This is a genomic window from Serratia sp. PF-27 (assembly GCF_030053255.1).
GTDB classification, from domain to species: domain Bacteria; phylum Pseudomonadota; class Gammaproteobacteria; order Enterobacterales; family Enterobacteriaceae; genus Serratia; species Serratia bockelmannii.
The window spans coordinates 154,956-170,995 of sequence record NZ_JASGBT010000015.1; the positions used below are offsets into that span (position 1 = coordinate 154,956).

Consider the following 16,040-nt stretch of genomic DNA (forward strand, 5'->3'; position numbering starts at 1 on the left):
CGCCGCATTTTTAGCGCCGTCGGCGCTATCTGAGGACACAGCATGTTAAGCATCAAGAATTTGAAAGTCAGCGTGGAAGGCAACGAGATCCTCAAGGGATTGGATCTGGAGATCAAACCGGGCGAAGTGCATGCCATCATGGGGCCGAACGGCTCGGGCAAGAGCACGCTGTCCGCCACGCTGGCCGGGCGTGAAGAGTACGAAGTGACCGAAGGGGAAGTCACCTTCAAGGGCAAGGATCTGCTGGAGCTTGATCCGGAAGACCGCGCCGGCGAGGGCGTGTTTCTGGCCTTCCAGTACCCGGTGGAGATCCCCGGCGTCAGCAACCACTTCTTCCTGCAGACCTCGGTCAACGCGGTGCGCAAATACCGCGAGCAGGAGCCGCTGGATCGCTTTGACTTCGCCGATTTCATCGAAGAGAAAATCGCGCTGCTGGACATGCCGGCCGACCTGCTGACCCGTTCGGTCAACGTCGGTTTCTCAGGCGGCGAGAAAAAGCGCAACGACATTCTGCAGATGGCGGCGCTGGAGCCGGATCTGTGCATTCTCGATGAAACCGACTCCGGTCTGGACATCGATGCGCTCAAGATCGTCGCCAACGGCGTCAACTCGCTGCGGGACGGCAAGCGCGCCTTTATCATCGTCACCCACTACCAGCGCATTCTGGACTACATCCAACCGGATTACGTACACGTGCTGTCGCAGGGGCGCATCGTCAAATCCGGCGATTTCTCGCTGGTAAAACAGTTGGAGGAGCAGGGCTATGGCTGGCTTACCGACCAACAGTAATTCAAACGCGCTGCAGCAGCTGTATCGCCTGTTCGAAGGCCGCGGTGGCGAGCGTTCGCCGCATGCGCTGGCGCACTGGCAGCAGGCGCTGCGCCTCGGCTGGCCGACGCGCAAGCATGAAAACTGGAAATACACGCCGCTGGAGAGCCTGCTGGAGCAGCAGTTCCTCGAGCCGCAGCCCGCATTGGTGTGCGCAGAGCAGCTCGAGGCGCTGGCGCTCGGCATCGATGCCTGCCGGCTGGTGTTTATCGACGGCCGCTACAGCGCCGCGCTGAGCGATGACGATCTGGGTGATTACCAGTTTGAGTTGACCGCCTACGGCACGCCACAGGCGCTGCCGGAGGCGATCCAACCGGAAATTTTCCTGCACCTGACCGAAAGCCTGGCGCAGGAAACCAGCCTGATTCGCCTGCCGGCCGGCAAGGCCCCGGCTCGTCCGCTGTACCTGCTGCATATCAGCAGCGGACGCGGCGCCAGCGGGGAAGTGAACACCGTGCATCACCGCCATCATCTGGAGATTGGGCGCGGGGCCGAGGCGGAAGTGATCGAACACTACGTCAGCCTGGGCGAGGCCGCGCACTTCACCGGTGCACGCCTGACCGCCAACGTGGCGGACAACGCCGGACTGTTGCACTGCAAGCTGGCGTTTGAGAGCCAGCCAAGCTACCACTTTGCCCATAACGATTTGGTCATTGGCCGCGACGCGCGGGTGAAAAGCGACAGCTTCCTGCTGGGCGCCGGCTTGACGCGGCATAACACCAGCGCGCAGCTGAACGGCGAAGGCGCGAACCTGGTAATCAACAGCCTGGTGCTGCCGGTGGGCAAAGAGATCTGCGATACCCGCACCTATCTAGAGCACAACAAAGGCTATTGCGAGAGCCGCCAGCTGCATAAAACCGTGGTCAGCGATCGCGGCAAGGCGGTGTTCAACGGCATGATCAAAGTGGCCAAGCACGCGATCAAAACCGACGGCCAGATGACCAACCATAACCTGCTGTTGGGGAAGGTGGCGGAGGTGGATACCAAGCCGCAGCTGGAGATCTACGCCGACGACGTTAAATGCAGCCACGGCGCCACCGTGGGGCGCATCGATGAAGAGCAGCTGTTCTATCTGCAGTCGCGCGGCATCGACAAACACGCGGCGCAGCAGATGATCATCTTCGCCTTCGCCGCCGAGCTGACCGAAGGCATCGCCAACGACACCATCCGGGAACGGGTGCTGGCACGCATCGCCCAGCGCCTGCCGGGGGAGGCTGCATGAGTTATCCGATTGAACGCGTGCGCGGCGATTTCCCGCTGCTGGCGCGTGAGGTGAACGGCCAACCGCTGGCCTATCTCGACAGCGCCGCCAGCGCGCAGAAACCGCAGGTGGTGATCGACCGCGAGCTGGATTTCTATCGCCACGGCTATGCCGCGGTGCATCGCGGCATTCACACCTTGAGCGCCGAGGCGACTCAGCAGATGGAAGCGGTGCGGGAACAGGCGGCGCGCTTTATCAACGCCGCCTCGGCGGAAGAGATGGTGTTCGTCAAGGGCACCACCGAAGGCATCAACCTGGTGGCCAACAGCTTTGGCCGCCACCTGCTGCAGCCGGGCGATGCGATTCTCATCACCGAGATGGAACACCACGCCAACATCGTGCCCTGGCAGATGCTGGCGCAGGAGCGTGGGTTGCAGCTGCGGGTTTGGCCGCTGCAGCCCGACGGCACGCTGGATCTGGCGCGGTTGCCGGAGCTGGTCGACGCGTCCTGCAAACTGCTGGCGCTGACCGAGGTCTCCAATGTGCTGGGCACCGTCAACCCGGTGCGCGACATCATCGCCCGCGCCAGAGCCCTGGCGCCGGATCTGACGGTGCTGGTGGACGGCGCGCAGGCGGTGATGCACCAGCGCGTCGATGTTCAGGCGCTGGACTGCGATTTTTACGTGTTTTCCGGCCACAAGCTGTACGGCCCTTCCGGTATCGGCATGCTGTATGGCCGCCAGGCGCTGCTGCAGCAGATGCCACCGTGGGAAGGGGGCGGCTCGATGATCCGCCAGGTCAGCCTGACGGCGGGCACCACCTTCGCCGATCCGCCGTGGCGCTTCGAGGCGGGTTCGCCGAACACCGCCGGCATCATGGGGCTGGGGGCGGCGTTCGATTACGTCGAAGCCCTGGGTCTGAATGCGATCCACGATTATGAACAGTCGCTGATGCACTACGCGCTCGAGGCGCTCAAGCAGGTGCCGACGCTGAAAATCTATGGTCCGGCACATCGGGCCGGGGTGATCGCCTTTAATTTGGGAGAACACCACGCCTATGACGTCGGCAGCTTCCTCGATCAGTATGGCATCGCCATTCGCACCGGCCATCACTGCGCCATGCCACTGATGGCGTTTTATCAGGTGCCGAGCATGTGCCGCGCTTCGCTGGCGTTATATAATACCCGCGAAGAGGTGGACCGGCTGGTGGCCGGGCTGCAACGCATTCATCAGCTATTAGGTTAGGCCGGGGCGCGTCCCCGGCGGTACAAAAGGATCCCCATGGCGAATTTGCCGGACAAAGATAAATTGGTGCGTAATTTCTCCCGCTGTCTGAACTGGGAGGAGAAATACCTGTACGTGATTGAACTTGGCGCCAAGTTGCCGCCGCTGGACGAGGCCGAGCGGCAGGCCGGCAACCTGATTTCCGGCTGTCAGAGCCAGGTGTGGATCGTGATGCGTCTCGATGAGCAGGGGCAGGTCGAGTTTCACGGCGACAGCGATGCGGCGATCGTCAAAGGGTTGCTGGCGGTGGTGTTTATTCTTTATCGTCAATTAACGCCACAACAGATCGTCGATCTCGATGTGCGGCCGTTTTTCGGCGAACTGGCGCTCAGCCAACATCTGACGCCTTCACGCTCGCAGGGGCTGGAGGCGATGATCCGTGCCATTCGCAGTAAAGCGGCGCAGCTGGCCTGATCCTTAACGCCTTTCTCCTCAAGGCTCATTGATATATTCGCTTTGTCAATGAGTCTTTACAATCCGTTGTTTTCCCCAGGAACCATCCCCCAATTCAGTGATATTTCAGCAGCTTACCTATTGACGTTTCGTTGACAATCAACGACGGCGATTACGTTATAACGTGTTGATTTTTAGAGAACTTATTGCCTTTGATGCCAGCATTGCTAGTATTAATCAGGTATTGTCTGATTTACCCACCGTCGGGCGCTCGTTAGCCTTGGGGGCGAACCGTCATAAAAAATATAGGGATGATAATGAAACGTGCGTTGAGTTTAATGGGCATGGTCTTCGCCACCGTACTGGCCGGCACGCAGGCCGCCAGTGCGACCGAGTACCCGCTGCCGCCGCCAGACAGCCGTCTGATCGGTGAAAACACCACTTATACCGTGCCAAACGACGGCCGTCCGCTGGAGGCGATCGCCGCCGACTACAAGATTGGCCTGCTGGGCATGCTGGAAGCCAACCCTGGCACCGACCCGTTCCTGCCCAAGCCAGGCACGGTGCTGACCATTCCGACCCAAATGCTGCTGCCTGACACTAAGCGTGAAGGGATTATCGTCAATCTGGCCGAGCTGCGTCTTTACTACTACCCGAAAGGCGAGAACAAAGTGATCGTCTATCCGATCGGCATCGGCCAGACCGGGATGCACACGCCGCTGGAAGTGACCTCCATCAGCCAGAAGATCCCTAACCCGACCTGGACGCCCACCGCCAACATCCGCAAGCGCTATCAGTCCCAGGGCGTGACGCTGCCTGCAGTGGTGCCGGCCGGGCCTGAGAACCCGATGGGGCTGTTCGCCCTGCGTCTGGCGATGGGGCGCGGTGAATACCTGATCCACGGCACCAACGCCAACTTCGGTATCGGCATGCGTGTCAGCTCCGGCTGCATTCGCCTGCGTCCGACGGACATCGAAGCGCTGTTCAATCAGGTGCCGCGTGGTACACGGGTGCAGGTGATCAACGATCCGGTGAAGATTTCGGTTGAGCCGGACGGCAAACGCTATGTGGAAGTGCACCAGCCGCTGTCGCGGGTAGAAAGCGACGATCCGCAGACCATGCCGATCGCGTTGTCTAAAGCGGAGAAAGCCTTTGCTGCGGATGGTCAGACCGATCGCGCCGTGTTCGATAGCGCGGTTGTACGCCGTTCTGGCATGCCGGTGCTGGTCAACGTAGGAGAGAGTCCGTCTGAGGTGAGTTTAACGCCTGCAGCGGCGCCTGCGGCGAATAAGAGCCCATTCAAGGCAGCGCCAATCAGTTCGGTGAACTAAGTTTGCAAGATTGAGCGGTCGAAGAGGGGTTCAGCGTGCTGAACCTCTTTTTTTGCCCGCTATGCAGGAAAAATCAGTCCAGGATACAGGCGAAAAAAAAACGGCGCACAATGTGCGCCGTTTTCAATAACCAAAGCTATCTTACTTTTTGTAAGCGTGAGCTTGGTTGTCCAGACGCTGGTTAGCGCGTGCTGCGTCGTCTTTAGCAGCTTGAACGTCAGAACGCATTGCGTTCACGTCGTTGCTCAGCTGATCAACTTTAGCGTTCAGAGTCTGAACGTCAGAAGACAGTTGATCGATTTTAGCGTTGCTAGAGCAGCCAGCCAGCAGAGTGGAACCCAGGATTACCGCGCCCAGTACCAGTTTAGTACGATTCATTATAACACCCTCTAGATTGAGTTAATCTCCATGTAGCGTTACAAGTATTACACAAACTTTTTTCGAAAGAGAATAATTTTTTAGTGTTGAGGTGCTTTATTTTGATCGTTCGCTCAAACTTGCATCTGGTTTTACAAATTAGTTAAAAAAACGAGGGAAAACAGCCGGCTTCCATGGGACTACTCCGATTCTTTATTAGCTAAATAATGAGCGGTCCGCGGTTGCGTTTTGAGAAAAATAGGTTACTGCTGATAAAAAAAACGCCGCAAAGCGGCGTTTTGATCAAGGCAATTATGTCACGTTTTATATTACAGCACGTGTACCGAGGCAGTGTTGGTGGTGCCGCTCGGCACCAGCGCGCCGGAAACCATCACCACGACGTCGCCTTTTTGCGCCAGGCCGCTGGCCAGCGCGGCTTCTTTACCGATGCGGTAGAAGTCGTCGGTAGAAGCGATTTCCTTGACCATCTGCGGGATGACGCCCTTGCTCAGCACCAGCTGATGCGCGGTAGTCTCATTGGTGGTCAGCGCCAGGATCACCGCGTTCGGGAAGTATTTACGCACGGATTTCGCTGACTTGCCGCCGCTGGTGGCGACGACGATCAGCGGCGCGTCCAGTTTCTCGGCGGTTTCAACCGCGCCACGGCACACCGCTTCGGTGATGCGCAGCTTGCGGCGATCGTTCAGGGAGTCGATGCGGCTTGGCATCACGCGATCGGTGCGCTCGCAGATGGTCGCCATGATGTTGACCGCTTCCAGCGGATATTTGCCCTTGGCGCTCTCGCCGGACAGCATGACAGCATCGGTGCCGTCCAGGATGGCGTTGGCAACGTCGCCGGCTTCCGCACGGGTAGGGCGCGGGTTTTTGATCATGGAATCGAGCATCTGGGTGGCGGTGATCACCACTTTACGCGCACGGTTGCATTTTTCGATCATCATCTTCTGGGCGAAGATCACTTCTTCGACCGGGATCTCCACGCCCAGATCGCCGCGGGCAACCATGATGCCGTCGGACGCTTCGAGGATTTCGTCGAAGTTGTTCAGGCCTTCCTGGTTCTCGATCTTGGAGATGATCTGGATCTGCTCGCCGCCGTGCGCTTTCAGGTGCTCGCGGATCTCCAGCACGTCGGAACGTTTACGGATGAAGGACGCCGCCACGAAGTCGACGCCTTGCTCGCAGCCGAAGATCAGGTCGCGTTTGTCTTTTTCGGCCAGCGCAGGCAACTGGATGGACACGCCCGGCAGGTTGACGCCTTTGTTCTCGCCCAGATCGCCGTTGTTCAGCACCTTACAAACGACTTCGTTCTCGGTCACGTTGGTGACTTCCATGCCGATCAGGCCGTCGTCAACCAGCACGGTGTTACCGATCTTCAGGTCGGCGGCGAAGCCGGCGTAGGTGACCGCTACGCGATCGCTGTTGCCGATCACACTCTGGTCGGTGGTGAAGGTGAAGGTTTGGCCGGCGACCAGCGAGGCGTCTTTACCGCCTTCCAATTTCATGGTGCGAATTTCCGGGCCTTTGGTATCCAGCAGGATGCCGGCGTTGATACCGGTTTTCGCCATCACGGCGCGCATGTTCTTGATGCGGTTGCCGTGCTCTTCATAGTCGCCGTGAGAGAAGTTGAGACGCATCACGTTCATGCCCGCATTGAGCAGGTTGGTCAGCATTTCTTCCGATTCGGTTTTTGGACCGATGGTACAAACAATTTTGGTCTTTTTCATGGCGGAGTTTTCTACAAGTTGTGATGGATAAAAAAACGAATTTGACCGGCGCTATTTACGCCGATAGGGAATTTGAGCCGTGCCTGGTGGTGAAAAACATAGTTAAGGATAGGTGACGACAGTTGAAGTGGGGCGGAAAAATTCAGCCCGCGCGGGGGCGCGGAGATGCTGCGCAACGGGGTGAGATGAAATCGTGTTGTTATTGCGTTTTCGCAGATCAAGGGCTGAAACCATTCAACTGATAGACGTTGCGCATTATAAAGGCTAAGCGGCGGGAAACAAAATAAAAAACCGCAGCGGTGTGGCGGATATGTCAAAACGGGGGCAAATGTGGCGCAAATGCAACGCGTTGCGTACAGCTTGTTGCGCAAATAACCTTGCTGTAAATACGGCTTAGCGCGTTTGCGGGATTTCCAGCAGCACGCCGGCGCTCAGGCAGAAGCAGCCGCTGGCGACGTTGGCCGGCAGGATCAGGCTCTCGCCGGCCCGTACTGTCCGCGTATCGCCGCCGAGGGTGAACTCGAATTCACCCGATATCACCCGGGTTTGCAGCGCATGCGGGGGCTTTTGCAGTTGGCCAAAGGCGCCGGCCTCGAAACGCACTTCCGCCGCCGGCGAACCGTCGCTCATCACCCCTTCACGGCGGGCAAGGCCATTGTCGAGCGGTAAAAAGGCGGTTTTGGCGGTGAAGGTGGTCATGTGGCGTTCCTGATGGTGGATGGCGGTAGTTCGGCGCAATCGACATGAGAAATCGAGCGGTCGAGCAGAGACGAAACAACGGGAAGTATAACGCGATAGGGGGAGAGATAAATCAGCAATATGGTGCGTCCGAGTGGACTCGAACCACCGACCCCCACCATGTCAAGGTGGTGCTCTAACCAACTGAGCTACGGACGCACTGTACTGCTTCTGGAATTTGGTGCGTCCGAGTGGACTCGAACCACCGACCCCCACCATGTCAAGGTGGTGCTCTAACCAACTGAGCTACGGACGCATCTTTTCCTGTCTGTCATGGCTGACAGCGGGGACGAATATTAACGAGCTACCTGCGCGCTGGCAAGGGGAAAAGCGCAATTTTATTCGGTATTTCACGCGATTGCTGAGGTTGTGCGCAGTCCGGCGTTTTTTTCCGCAAACCGCAGCCCGGCCGGGGATGAAACCGGCCGGGAGCGGATTCAGCGCGTGGATCGCTGCAGGATGACGGCGGTCGGCTGTTTCTGCAGCCAGCGCATACGCAGCGCCATCATGATGGCGGCGAAGGTCAGGCCAATGATAAAGCCGATCCAGAAGCCGCTTGGCCCCATTGCCGGCACCACCACGTCGGTTAACGCCAGCAGATAGCCGCTCGGCAGGCCCAATACCCAATAAGCGATAAAGGTGATGAAGAAGATCGCTCGGGTGTCTTTATAACCACGTAGCACGCCGCTGCCGATCACCTGGATCGAATCCGAAATTTGGTACAGCGCCGCCAACAGCATCAGCTGCGAGGCCATAGCCACCACCGCCGGGCTGTCGTTGTACAGCAGGGCGATCGGTTCGCGCAAGGTGGCGGTAAACAGCGCGGTGCAGACGGCCATGGTGATGCCGACGCCGATGGCGGAATAGGCGGCGACGCGTGCGCCTTCGACCGAGCCTTCCCCCAGACGATAACCGACGCGGATGGTGGCGCCGACGCCCAGCGACAGCGGCAGCACGAACATCAGCGCGCTGAAGTTAAGCGCGATCTGGTGGCCGGCGACCGCGACGATCCCGAGCGGCGAAACCAGCAACGCCACCACGGCGAACAGCGTGACTTCGAAGAACAGCGCCAGCGCCACCGGCATGCCGATGCCGATCAGGCGCTTCAGCGCCGCCCAGTCCGGGCCGCCGAGATCGCCGACCTGGCGTTTGATGTCGCGCTGCGACGGCGCGCGCTTCACGTACCAGCGCATCATCAGGAACATGATCCAGTAGACGCTGCCGGTGGCGACGCCGCAGCCGACGCCGCCGAGCTCCGGCATGCCGAACTTGCCGTAGATGAAGATGTAGTTGATCGGGATATTCACCAGCAGGCCGAGGAAGCCGATCACCATGCCGGGCTTGGTTTTAGACAACCCCTCGCACTGGTTGCGCATCACCTGGAAGAACAGGTAGCCCGGCGCCCCCCACATGATGGCGTGCAGGTAGCCGACGGCTTTATCCGCCAGCTGCGGATCGATGTTGTGCATCATGTCGATGACGAACTTGCAGTTATACAGCACGACGATCAGCAGTACGGAGACGCCGGAGGCCAGCCAAAAACCCTGGCGCACCTGATGGCCGATACGATCGCGGCGGCCGGCACCGTTGAGCTGAGCGATAACCGGGGTCAACGCCAGCAGCAGACCGTGGCCGAACAGGATGGCCGGCAGCCAGATTGAGGTGCCGACCGCCACCGCCGCCATGTCGGTGGCACTGTAAGCGCCGGCCATGATGGTATCCACCACGCCCATAGCGGTTTGCGATATTTGCGCGATAATGACCGGGATAGCGAGAGCCAATAAACTACGCGCTTCAATTAAGTACTTCTGCACGCATACACCTTTTCTATTTATATATGTGGGAGGGAGGGCTGCCGCGAGAGGACAACAATTAAAATAGCGGAATTTTGTCAAAAAGATTGTACCTGCTCGGCGTCGTTAAGCAAACGCCGCAGATAAATAGTTATTAAATGCGCAGCCATTCCTTTTTTACCGTCGCGGATTTGGTTTTCAGCGCCAACTGGGGCAAACTGCCGGTAGCGTTTTAACCTATTTAGCAAGAAGAGGCACATATGTTCACCGGTATCGTACAAGGCACCGCGCCGCTGGTCGCCATTGATGAGAAACCCAATTTCCGCACCCACGTGATCGAAATGCCTACCGAGCTGCTGCCGGGGCTGGAGCTGGGCGCGTCGGTGGCCCATAACGGCTGCTGCCTGACCGTCACCGCGGTGGAAGGCAACCGCGTCAGCTTCGATTTGATCAAAGAAACGTTGCGCCTGACCAACCTCGGCGATCTGGCGCTGGGCGACATCGTCAATATCGAGCGCGCGGCGAAGTTCAATGATGAAATTGGCGGCCATTTGATGTCCGGCCATATTATCTGCACGGCGGAGGTGGCCAAGATTTATACCTCGGAAAATAACCGCCAGGTATGGCTGCGCATGCCGGATGCGGAATTGATGAAATATGTGCTGCACAAAGGTTTCATCGGCATCGACGGCATTAGCCTGACCATCGGCGAAGTGGTGAATAACCGTTTCTGCGTGCACCTGATCCCGGAAACGCTGGATCGCACCACGCTGGGTAAAAAACGCCTCGGTGACAAGGTGAACATCGAGATCGATCCGCAAACGCAGGCGGTGGTGGACACCGTCGAGCGCGTGCTGGCCAACCGGGAAGTGACGCTGGCGGCGGCGGTGGCGCCGGCGCACAAAGACTGACAGCGATTCGGGCGTTGCCGCCGGAATCGAATCATAAGCAGAGAGGAGAAACGCGTGAAGTTTTATGGGAAAACGTTGTTGTTAACCGCGTTGCTGGCGCTGAGCGCCTGCAGCAGTTCGCCTGAGCAGGGCGCGGGCGCGCAAATGGCCGATGCGGACGATACCTGTGGCGCATCACAGTATCAAAACTTCGTCGGCAAACCGATGAGCTCGCTGGAAGGCGTACGGATCGACGCCAAGGTGCGAGCCATTCCGTACAACTCTGCCGTCACCATGGATTTCAACCTGCGCCGCCTGAACTTCCTTGGCGACAGCGACGATAAAATCATCCGCGTTTACTGCGGCTAAGCCGTACGCTTCGAACGAGCAAAAAAGGCCCCGGCGATGTGACTACCGGGGCCTTTTTTGTCGGGCAAGTGGCTTAGCGGGCGACGCGGATGCCGCCTTCAACGCCTTTCGGGCTGAATACCACCTGCCACAGTTGCAGATCGCGCGCCCGGAACGCGCCGGCGCAGGCGTTCAGGTAATAGCTGAACATCCGCTCGAAGCGTTCGGAGTAGCGCGGGGCAAGCTGCGGCCACGCCTGTTTGAAGCGCTCGAACCAGGCCATCAGCGTGCGATCGTAGTCGGCGCCGATGTTGTGCCAGTCTTCCATCACGAAATGGCCTTCGCTGGCTTCGGCGATATGGCTCACTGAAGGCAGGCAGCCGTTCGGGAAGATATATTTGTTGATCCACGGATCGACGTTCATGTCGGTTTTGTTGGAACCGATGGTGTGCAGCAGGAACAGGCCGTGCGGCGCTAAATTGCGTTCTACCACATTGAAATAGGTGCGGTAGTTTTTCGGCCCGACGTGCTCGAACATGCCGACCGAGACAATGCGATCAAACTGCTGATGAAGATCGCGATAATCCTGCAGCAGGATCTGCACATCCAGCCCGGCGCAGCGAGCCTGGGCCAGCTTCTGTTGTTCGGCGGAAATGGTCACGCCGACCACCGACACGCCGTAATTCTTCGCCGCATAGGCAGAGAGGCCGCCCCAGCCGCAGCCGATGTCCAGTAAGCGCATGCCTGGCTGCAGCTGCAGTTTTTCGCAGATCATCCGCAGCTTCGCTTCCTGCGCTTCCTCCAGCGTGGTGGCGTCTTTCCAGTAGCCGCAGGAATACTGCATGTAAGGATCGAGCATCAGGATAAACAGATCGTTGCCGAGATCGTAATGTTCTTTGCCGACGATCCAGGCGCGCTTTTTCGATTGCAGGTTGGTCAGGCGCGCGACGGCGATCCGCAGGGTATCTTTCAAGTGGTGGGGAAGTTTCTTCTCCAGCCCGGCGCTGACCACGCGCTGGAAGAATATATCCAGCCGTTCGCACTCCCACCAACCGTCCATATAACTTTCGCCGAGGCCCAGTGACCCTTGTTGCAAAACGCGTTTAAAGAATTCGGGATTTTTAACCTGAATATCGAAAGGGCGCGATCCATTGATTTCGATACCGGCCAGACCGAGCATTTCGTGCGCGATGCGATACCACTGGTTATCCTGGATGCTCAGATCTTCTATACACGATGAACTCATAGCTTCTCCATCACCTTCTTCTGACTGATGACCCGTTAGGAAACAGCTTAGACAATTTCTGCGGGTGCATACGTATACCGACGGGAAATAAGCCCGCGGCGTCTGATATCCGACTATGAACAGAGGAAATTTAAAGAAACGACCCGACGCAAATGGCGCAGGATAAACGCCTCTTTAAAAAAGAGTGTGACGCAAGACGCGTACACAAGAGCTAATTGAGATATAGAGATTATAAGGTGTTACTTTATAAAGTTGTTTTTGAGTATAGGCGTGCCGAGGCGTTGACTCAACTGTAAATCGCACTCGGCGCGCATATTCTTTAAGTGATTATTAAGCTTGGCAATTATGACGCTGAGTTAGCATGTTTCCGCTGCGCCTTTTGCTGCGCATCGCCCGCTTTTCCCCGCTGGAGGAAATAGCCCAGCGCGGCGAGGATCACCGTAGACACCATCACCGTCACCGTCGCCACCAGCGGCTGGGCAATAAACGCCGACACCAGCATGCTCGCCACAAAACACAGCCCCAACTGCAGCGTATTTTGCAGCGCGGCGGCTTTGCCGCTGCTTTCCGGGAACGGCATCAGCGCATTCGCCACCATGATCGGGTAGCCCGCGCCGTTGACCAGCGCCATCACGCAGAACGGGATCAGCAGCGTGGTGAGCGTCGGAGCGGTTACGGTCGCCACCAGATACAGCGCCACCATGCTGACACCATAAGCTACCAGCAGCCACGGCAGCAGGGTTTTGCCATTGATGCGTTTGAGCGCGGCGCGGCAGCCATAGCCCCCCAGCAGGAAAGCCAGCGTCTGCGGCACATAGCTCAGACCAATGTCGCTCGGGCCATAGCCCATATCACCGAGGATGAACGGCGAGCCGGTCAACCAGGCAAAGAAGCCGGCCGAGCAGGCGGCGTACATGGCGACGTTGCCGCTGAACACCGGGGATTTCAATAATTGCCAAAAACTGACGCTGCTTTTTGGCGCATCGGCGGCGGGTTGAGTTTTGGCGCGATCTTTGAGCAGCAACGTCGGCAGCAGCAGCAGGGCGGTGATGGCCAGCAACACGGCGAAGATCGCACGCCAGCTGGCGTGGTTAAGCAGCCAGGCGCCAAGCAGCGGCGCCAGCGCCGGCGACAGCGCGACCAGCGGCATGATGGTGGCGAATACGCGATTGGCCTGGCCTTCGCGATAGCGGTCGACCACCAGCGCTTGCCAGATGGCGGCGGCGGAACAGACGCCGACGGCCTGAATAAAGCGCAGTATCCAGAGCTGCACGGCATTTTCCACCCACAGCATGCCCAGGCAGCCGAACGCGAACAGCGTCAGGCCAATCAATAATACCGGTTTGCGGCCCAGCCGGTCGGAGAGCGGCCCCCACAGCAGCTGCGCGAAGGCGAAGCCGGCCAGAAATATGCTCAGGCTGGCGCTGACCGCGCCGGCGGAAATTTGCAGTTCCTCCCGCATGGCGCCAAAGGCGGGCAGGTACATATCGGTCGCCAGATAACCCAGCATGCTCAGGCCGGCGAGATAGAACATAAAACCAAAGGAGTTTCGCATGGTATTTCTCGTTAATATTTTAGTGTCGCAGGTTTTTAGCGCCGGCCAGTGTATCCGGCTGGATCTCTGCTTGTGAAACGGTAATATTTGCAAAGTGCTGTTAAAAAAATTGAAGGCAAAGCGATGTGGTCTGAATATTCTCTTGAAGTGGTTGACGCGGTGGCGCGCACCGGCAGTTTCAGCGCGGCGGCGCAGGAGCTGCACCGGGTGCCGTCGGCGGTGAGCTACACCGTGCGGCAGTTGGAACAATGGCTGGCGGTGCCGCTGTTTGAGCGGCGTCACCGTGATGTGGAGCTGACGCCGGCCGGCGCGTTATTTATCAAGGATGCGCGAGCTGTTATCAAAAAAATGCTCGACACACGCCGCCATTGTCAGCAGGTGGCTAACGGGTGGCGCGGTCAGCTGAATATCGCCGTGGACATCATCGTCAAACCGCAGCGCAGCCGCCAACTGGTGCTGGATTTCTACCGCCATTTCCCCGACGTTGAACTGATGTTGCAACCCGAGGTGTTTAACGGCGTGTGGGATGCGTTGGTGGACGGCAGGGCGGATATGGCGATTGGCGCCACCCGCGCGGTGCCGGTCGGCGGCGGCTTCGCCTTTCGCGACATGGGGGATATGAACTGGCTGTGCGTGGTCAGCCCACAGCACCCGCTCGCGCAACTGGCAGGGCCGCTGAATGACGATCGGCTTAGGCCGTACCCTGCGCTTTGTCTGGAAGACACTTCGCGCAATCTGCCCAAGCGCGTCACCTGGACGCTGGATAACCAGCGGCGGCTGGTGGTGCCGGACTGGACCTCGGCGCTCGACTGTCTGTGCGCCGGGTTGTGCGTCGGTATGATGCCGGCGCATCTGGCGCTGCCGCGGGTGCAGCGCGGTGAGTTGAAGGCGTTGCAGCTGCAGCAGCCGTTTCCCGCCAGCCCGTGCTGCCTGACCTGGCAGCAGGATAAACCGTCACCGGCGATGAGCTGGCTGCTGGCGTATCTGGGCGATGGGGAGACGCTGAATCAGGAGTGGCTGAGCGAGGCGAAGCCGGAAGCCGCGCAGGCTTCCGGCGCGGGGGATTAGCGGCGGTAGTCGATGAACGGCCCGTCGGCGACCGAGCGGCGTTCGATCAGCTTCGGATGCACTTCGATCACCTGCGACTCTTCGCGCTTGCTGATGATGCGATCTAGCAGCATGGTGAAGGCCATTTCGCCCAGGCGCTCTTTCGGCTGGTGAATGGTGGTCAGCGCCGGGGTGAAGTAGCGGGCGTTGCGCACATTGTCGTAGCCGATCACGGAAATATCCTGCGGCACGCGCAGGCCCAGCTCGTCGGCGGCGCAGATGGCCCCCATCGCCATGATATCACCGCCGCAGAATACCGCGGTCGGCCGCTGTTTTTGCGACAGGATTTGGTGCATCGCCTTATAGCCGGACTCCGGCTCGAAGTCACCCTGGACGATCCACTCTTCGCGAATGTCGATATTCGCTTCCTGCAGCGCCTTCATAAAGCCCTGGTGACGGCCACCGCCGGTGTTGCGTGACAGTTGGCCGGGAATGGCGCCGATATCGCGGTGGCCGCGCTCGATCAGGTAACGGCCGGCCAGATAGCCGCCTTCGAACGCGTTATCGATGATGGTATCGGTGAAGTCGCCGCGCGCGGCGCCCCAGTCCATCACCACCATCGGGATGTTACGGTAGTCTTCCAGCATGCCCAGCAGCTGATCCGGATACTCGGAGCACATGACCAGCAGGCCGTCGACGCGCTTTTGCGCCAGCATCGCCAGGTAGGCGCGCTGCTTGTCGAGATTATTGTGCGAGTTGCACAGGATCAGGGTGTAGCCTTTGCTGTAGCAGCTGTTTTCCACCGCCTCGATCACTTCGGCAAAGTAGGGGGCTTCGCTCGAGGTGGCCAGCAGGCCGATCGACTTGGTGTGATTGACTTTCAGGCTGCGCGCCACGGCGCTCGGCGAGTAGTGCAGCTCTTTAATGGCGGCCCACACGGCCGCTTTGGTCTCTTCGGCGACGAAACGAGTCTTATTGATGACGTGCGAAACGGTGGTGGTGGAAACGCCCGCGCGTTTGGCCACATCTTTAATCGTTGCCATGTAAGGAATGACTCCTGAACTCACATGTTTACAGCATGTAAGTGTGATGTTAATCGTTTGCCTACGTAGATCCTTCTCCAGAGAAGCGAAAACTGAGTTTTTAGTGTGTTGAAGTCTTCAGCGCTTAATCAGGAGGGGCATGAATGCCGGTACGCAGTTGTGAACTGCGAATTTTGTCGCATATTGAACAAAAGTGGAAGAGGTAATCGAGATTATAAACCGGGAAATGATAACAAGATTTTATC

The 16,040-nt window shown here is 58.6% G+C and carries 15 protein-coding genes and 2 tRNA genes; 8 read left to right on the forward strand and 9 right to left on the reverse strand.

Going from position 1 to position 16,040, the window contains the following annotated elements; translation table 11 throughout:
- Nucleotides 1-42 precede the first annotated feature (42 nt).
- The 5 genes from sufC to QMZ29_RS05700 all read left to right on the forward strand — a co-directional run bounded on the left by sufC (nt 43) and on the right by QMZ29_RS05700 (nt 5,036).
- Nucleotides 43-789, forward strand: coding sequence for a Fe-S cluster assembly ATPase SufC (gene sufC, locus QMZ29_RS05680; RefSeq protein ID WP_016927936.1), 747 nt, complete (start codon nt 43-45; stop codon nt 787-789).
- Nucleotides 764-2,050 (forward strand): Fe-S cluster assembly protein SufD, encoded by a 1,287-nt coding sequence (sufD, locus tag QMZ29_RS05685; RefSeq protein ID WP_197780553.1) that lies wholly within the window; start codon nt 764-766, stop codon nt 2,048-2,050. The genes sufC and sufD overlap by 26 nt, the downstream gene beginning before the upstream one ends.
- Complete coding sequence (gene sufS / locus QMZ29_RS05690) at nt 2,047-3,273, forward strand: cysteine desulfurase SufS (protein ID WP_043141139.1); 1,227 nt, start codon at nt 2,047-2,049, stop codon at nt 3,271-3,273. Before sufD ends, sufS begins: the two co-directional genes overlap by 4 nt.
- A gap of 36 nt (nt 3,274-3,309) precedes the next feature.
- The gene (gene sufE / locus QMZ29_RS05695; RefSeq protein WP_025302647.1) at nt 3,310-3,726 is read left to right on the forward strand and encodes a cysteine desulfuration protein SufE; all 417 of its coding nucleotides are present in this window, start codon (nt 3,310-3,312) and stop codon (nt 3,724-3,726) included.
- 296 nt (nt 3,727-4,022) lie between these two features.
- Nucleotides 4,023-5,036, forward strand: a complete 1,014-nt coding sequence (locus tag QMZ29_RS05700; protein WP_025302648.1) for a L,D-transpeptidase family protein — start codon at nt 4,023-4,025, stop codon at nt 5,034-5,036.
- A gap of 141 nt (nt 5,037-5,177) precedes the next feature.
- Here QMZ29_RS05700 and QMZ29_RS05705 read toward each other — a convergent pair whose 3' ends face one another.
- The 6 genes from QMZ29_RS05705 to QMZ29_RS05730 form a co-directional block, all read right to left on the reverse strand.
- On the reverse strand, nt 5,178-5,414 hold the full coding sequence (locus tag QMZ29_RS05705; protein WP_004931354.1) for a major outer membrane lipoprotein: 237 nt from the start codon (nt 5,412-5,414) through the stop codon (nt 5,178-5,180).
- Between the two features lie 308 nt (nt 5,415-5,722).
- Complete coding sequence (gene pykF / locus QMZ29_RS05710) at nt 5,723-7,135, reverse strand: pyruvate kinase PykF (RefSeq protein ID WP_025302649.1); 1,413 nt, start codon at nt 7,133-7,135, stop codon at nt 5,723-5,725.
- Nucleotides 7,136-7,528: 393 nt separating this feature from the next.
- Complete coding sequence (locus QMZ29_RS05715; RefSeq protein ID WP_025302650.1) at nt 7,529-7,834, reverse strand: cupin domain-containing protein; 306 nt, start codon at nt 7,832-7,834, stop codon at nt 7,529-7,531.
- Between the two features lie 121 nt (nt 7,835-7,955).
- Nucleotides 7,956-8,032, reverse strand: a tRNA-Val gene (locus QMZ29_RS05720).
- A 20-nt stretch (nt 8,033-8,052) separates the two neighbouring features.
- Nucleotides 8,053-8,129, reverse strand: a tRNA-Val gene (locus QMZ29_RS05725).
- Nucleotides 8,130-8,310: 181 nt separating this feature from the next.
- Nucleotides 8,311-9,687, reverse strand: a complete 1,377-nt coding sequence (locus QMZ29_RS05730) for an MATE family efflux transporter (protein WP_060432961.1) — start codon at nt 9,685-9,687, stop codon at nt 8,311-8,313.
- A gap of 239 nt (nt 9,688-9,926) precedes the next feature.
- On the opposite strand from QMZ29_RS05730, the gene QMZ29_RS05735 reads away from it, so the two are divergent.
- Nucleotides 9,927-10,577, forward strand: coding sequence for a riboflavin synthase (locus QMZ29_RS05735; RefSeq protein ID WP_060432962.1), 651 nt, complete (start codon nt 9,927-9,929; stop codon nt 10,575-10,577).
- 54 nt (nt 10,578-10,631) lie between these two features.
- Nucleotides 10,632-10,925 (forward strand): I78 family peptidase inhibitor, encoded by a 294-nt coding sequence (locus tag QMZ29_RS05740; RefSeq protein ID WP_049207088.1) that lies wholly within the window; start codon nt 10,632-10,634, stop codon nt 10,923-10,925.
- Between the two features lie 73 nt (nt 10,926-10,998).
- Here QMZ29_RS05740 and cfa read toward each other — a convergent pair whose 3' ends face one another.
- Entirely contained in the window at nt 10,999-12,150 is a 1,152-nt protein-coding gene (gene cfa / locus QMZ29_RS05745; protein ID WP_282981180.1) for a cyclopropane fatty acyl phospholipid synthase, read from the reverse strand.
- A 343-nt stretch (nt 12,151-12,493) separates the two neighbouring features.
- Nucleotides 12,494-13,705 carry a purine nucleoside transporter PunC gene (punC, locus tag QMZ29_RS05750; RefSeq protein WP_261425797.1) on the reverse strand — a complete coding sequence of 404 codons (1,212 nt, stop codon included), beginning with the start codon at nt 13,703-13,705 and terminating at the stop codon, nt 12,494-12,496.
- Nucleotides 13,706-13,828: 123 nt separating this feature from the next.
- Here punC and punR point away from each other — a divergent pair, with 123 nt between their 5' ends.
- Nucleotides 13,829-14,773, forward strand: coding sequence for a DNA-binding transcriptional activator PunR (gene punR / locus QMZ29_RS05755; RefSeq protein WP_261425799.1), 945 nt, complete (start codon nt 13,829-13,831; stop codon nt 14,771-14,773).
- Here the strand turns inward: punR and purR are convergent.
- Nucleotides 14,770-15,795: an HTH-type transcriptional repressor PurR gene (gene purR, locus QMZ29_RS05760; RefSeq protein ID WP_025302656.1), complete on the reverse strand. Its 1,026-nt coding sequence runs from the start codon at nt 15,793-15,795 to the stop codon at nt 14,770-14,772. The genes punR and purR overlap by 4 nt on opposite strands.
- Nucleotides 15,796-16,040 lie beyond the last annotated feature (245 nt).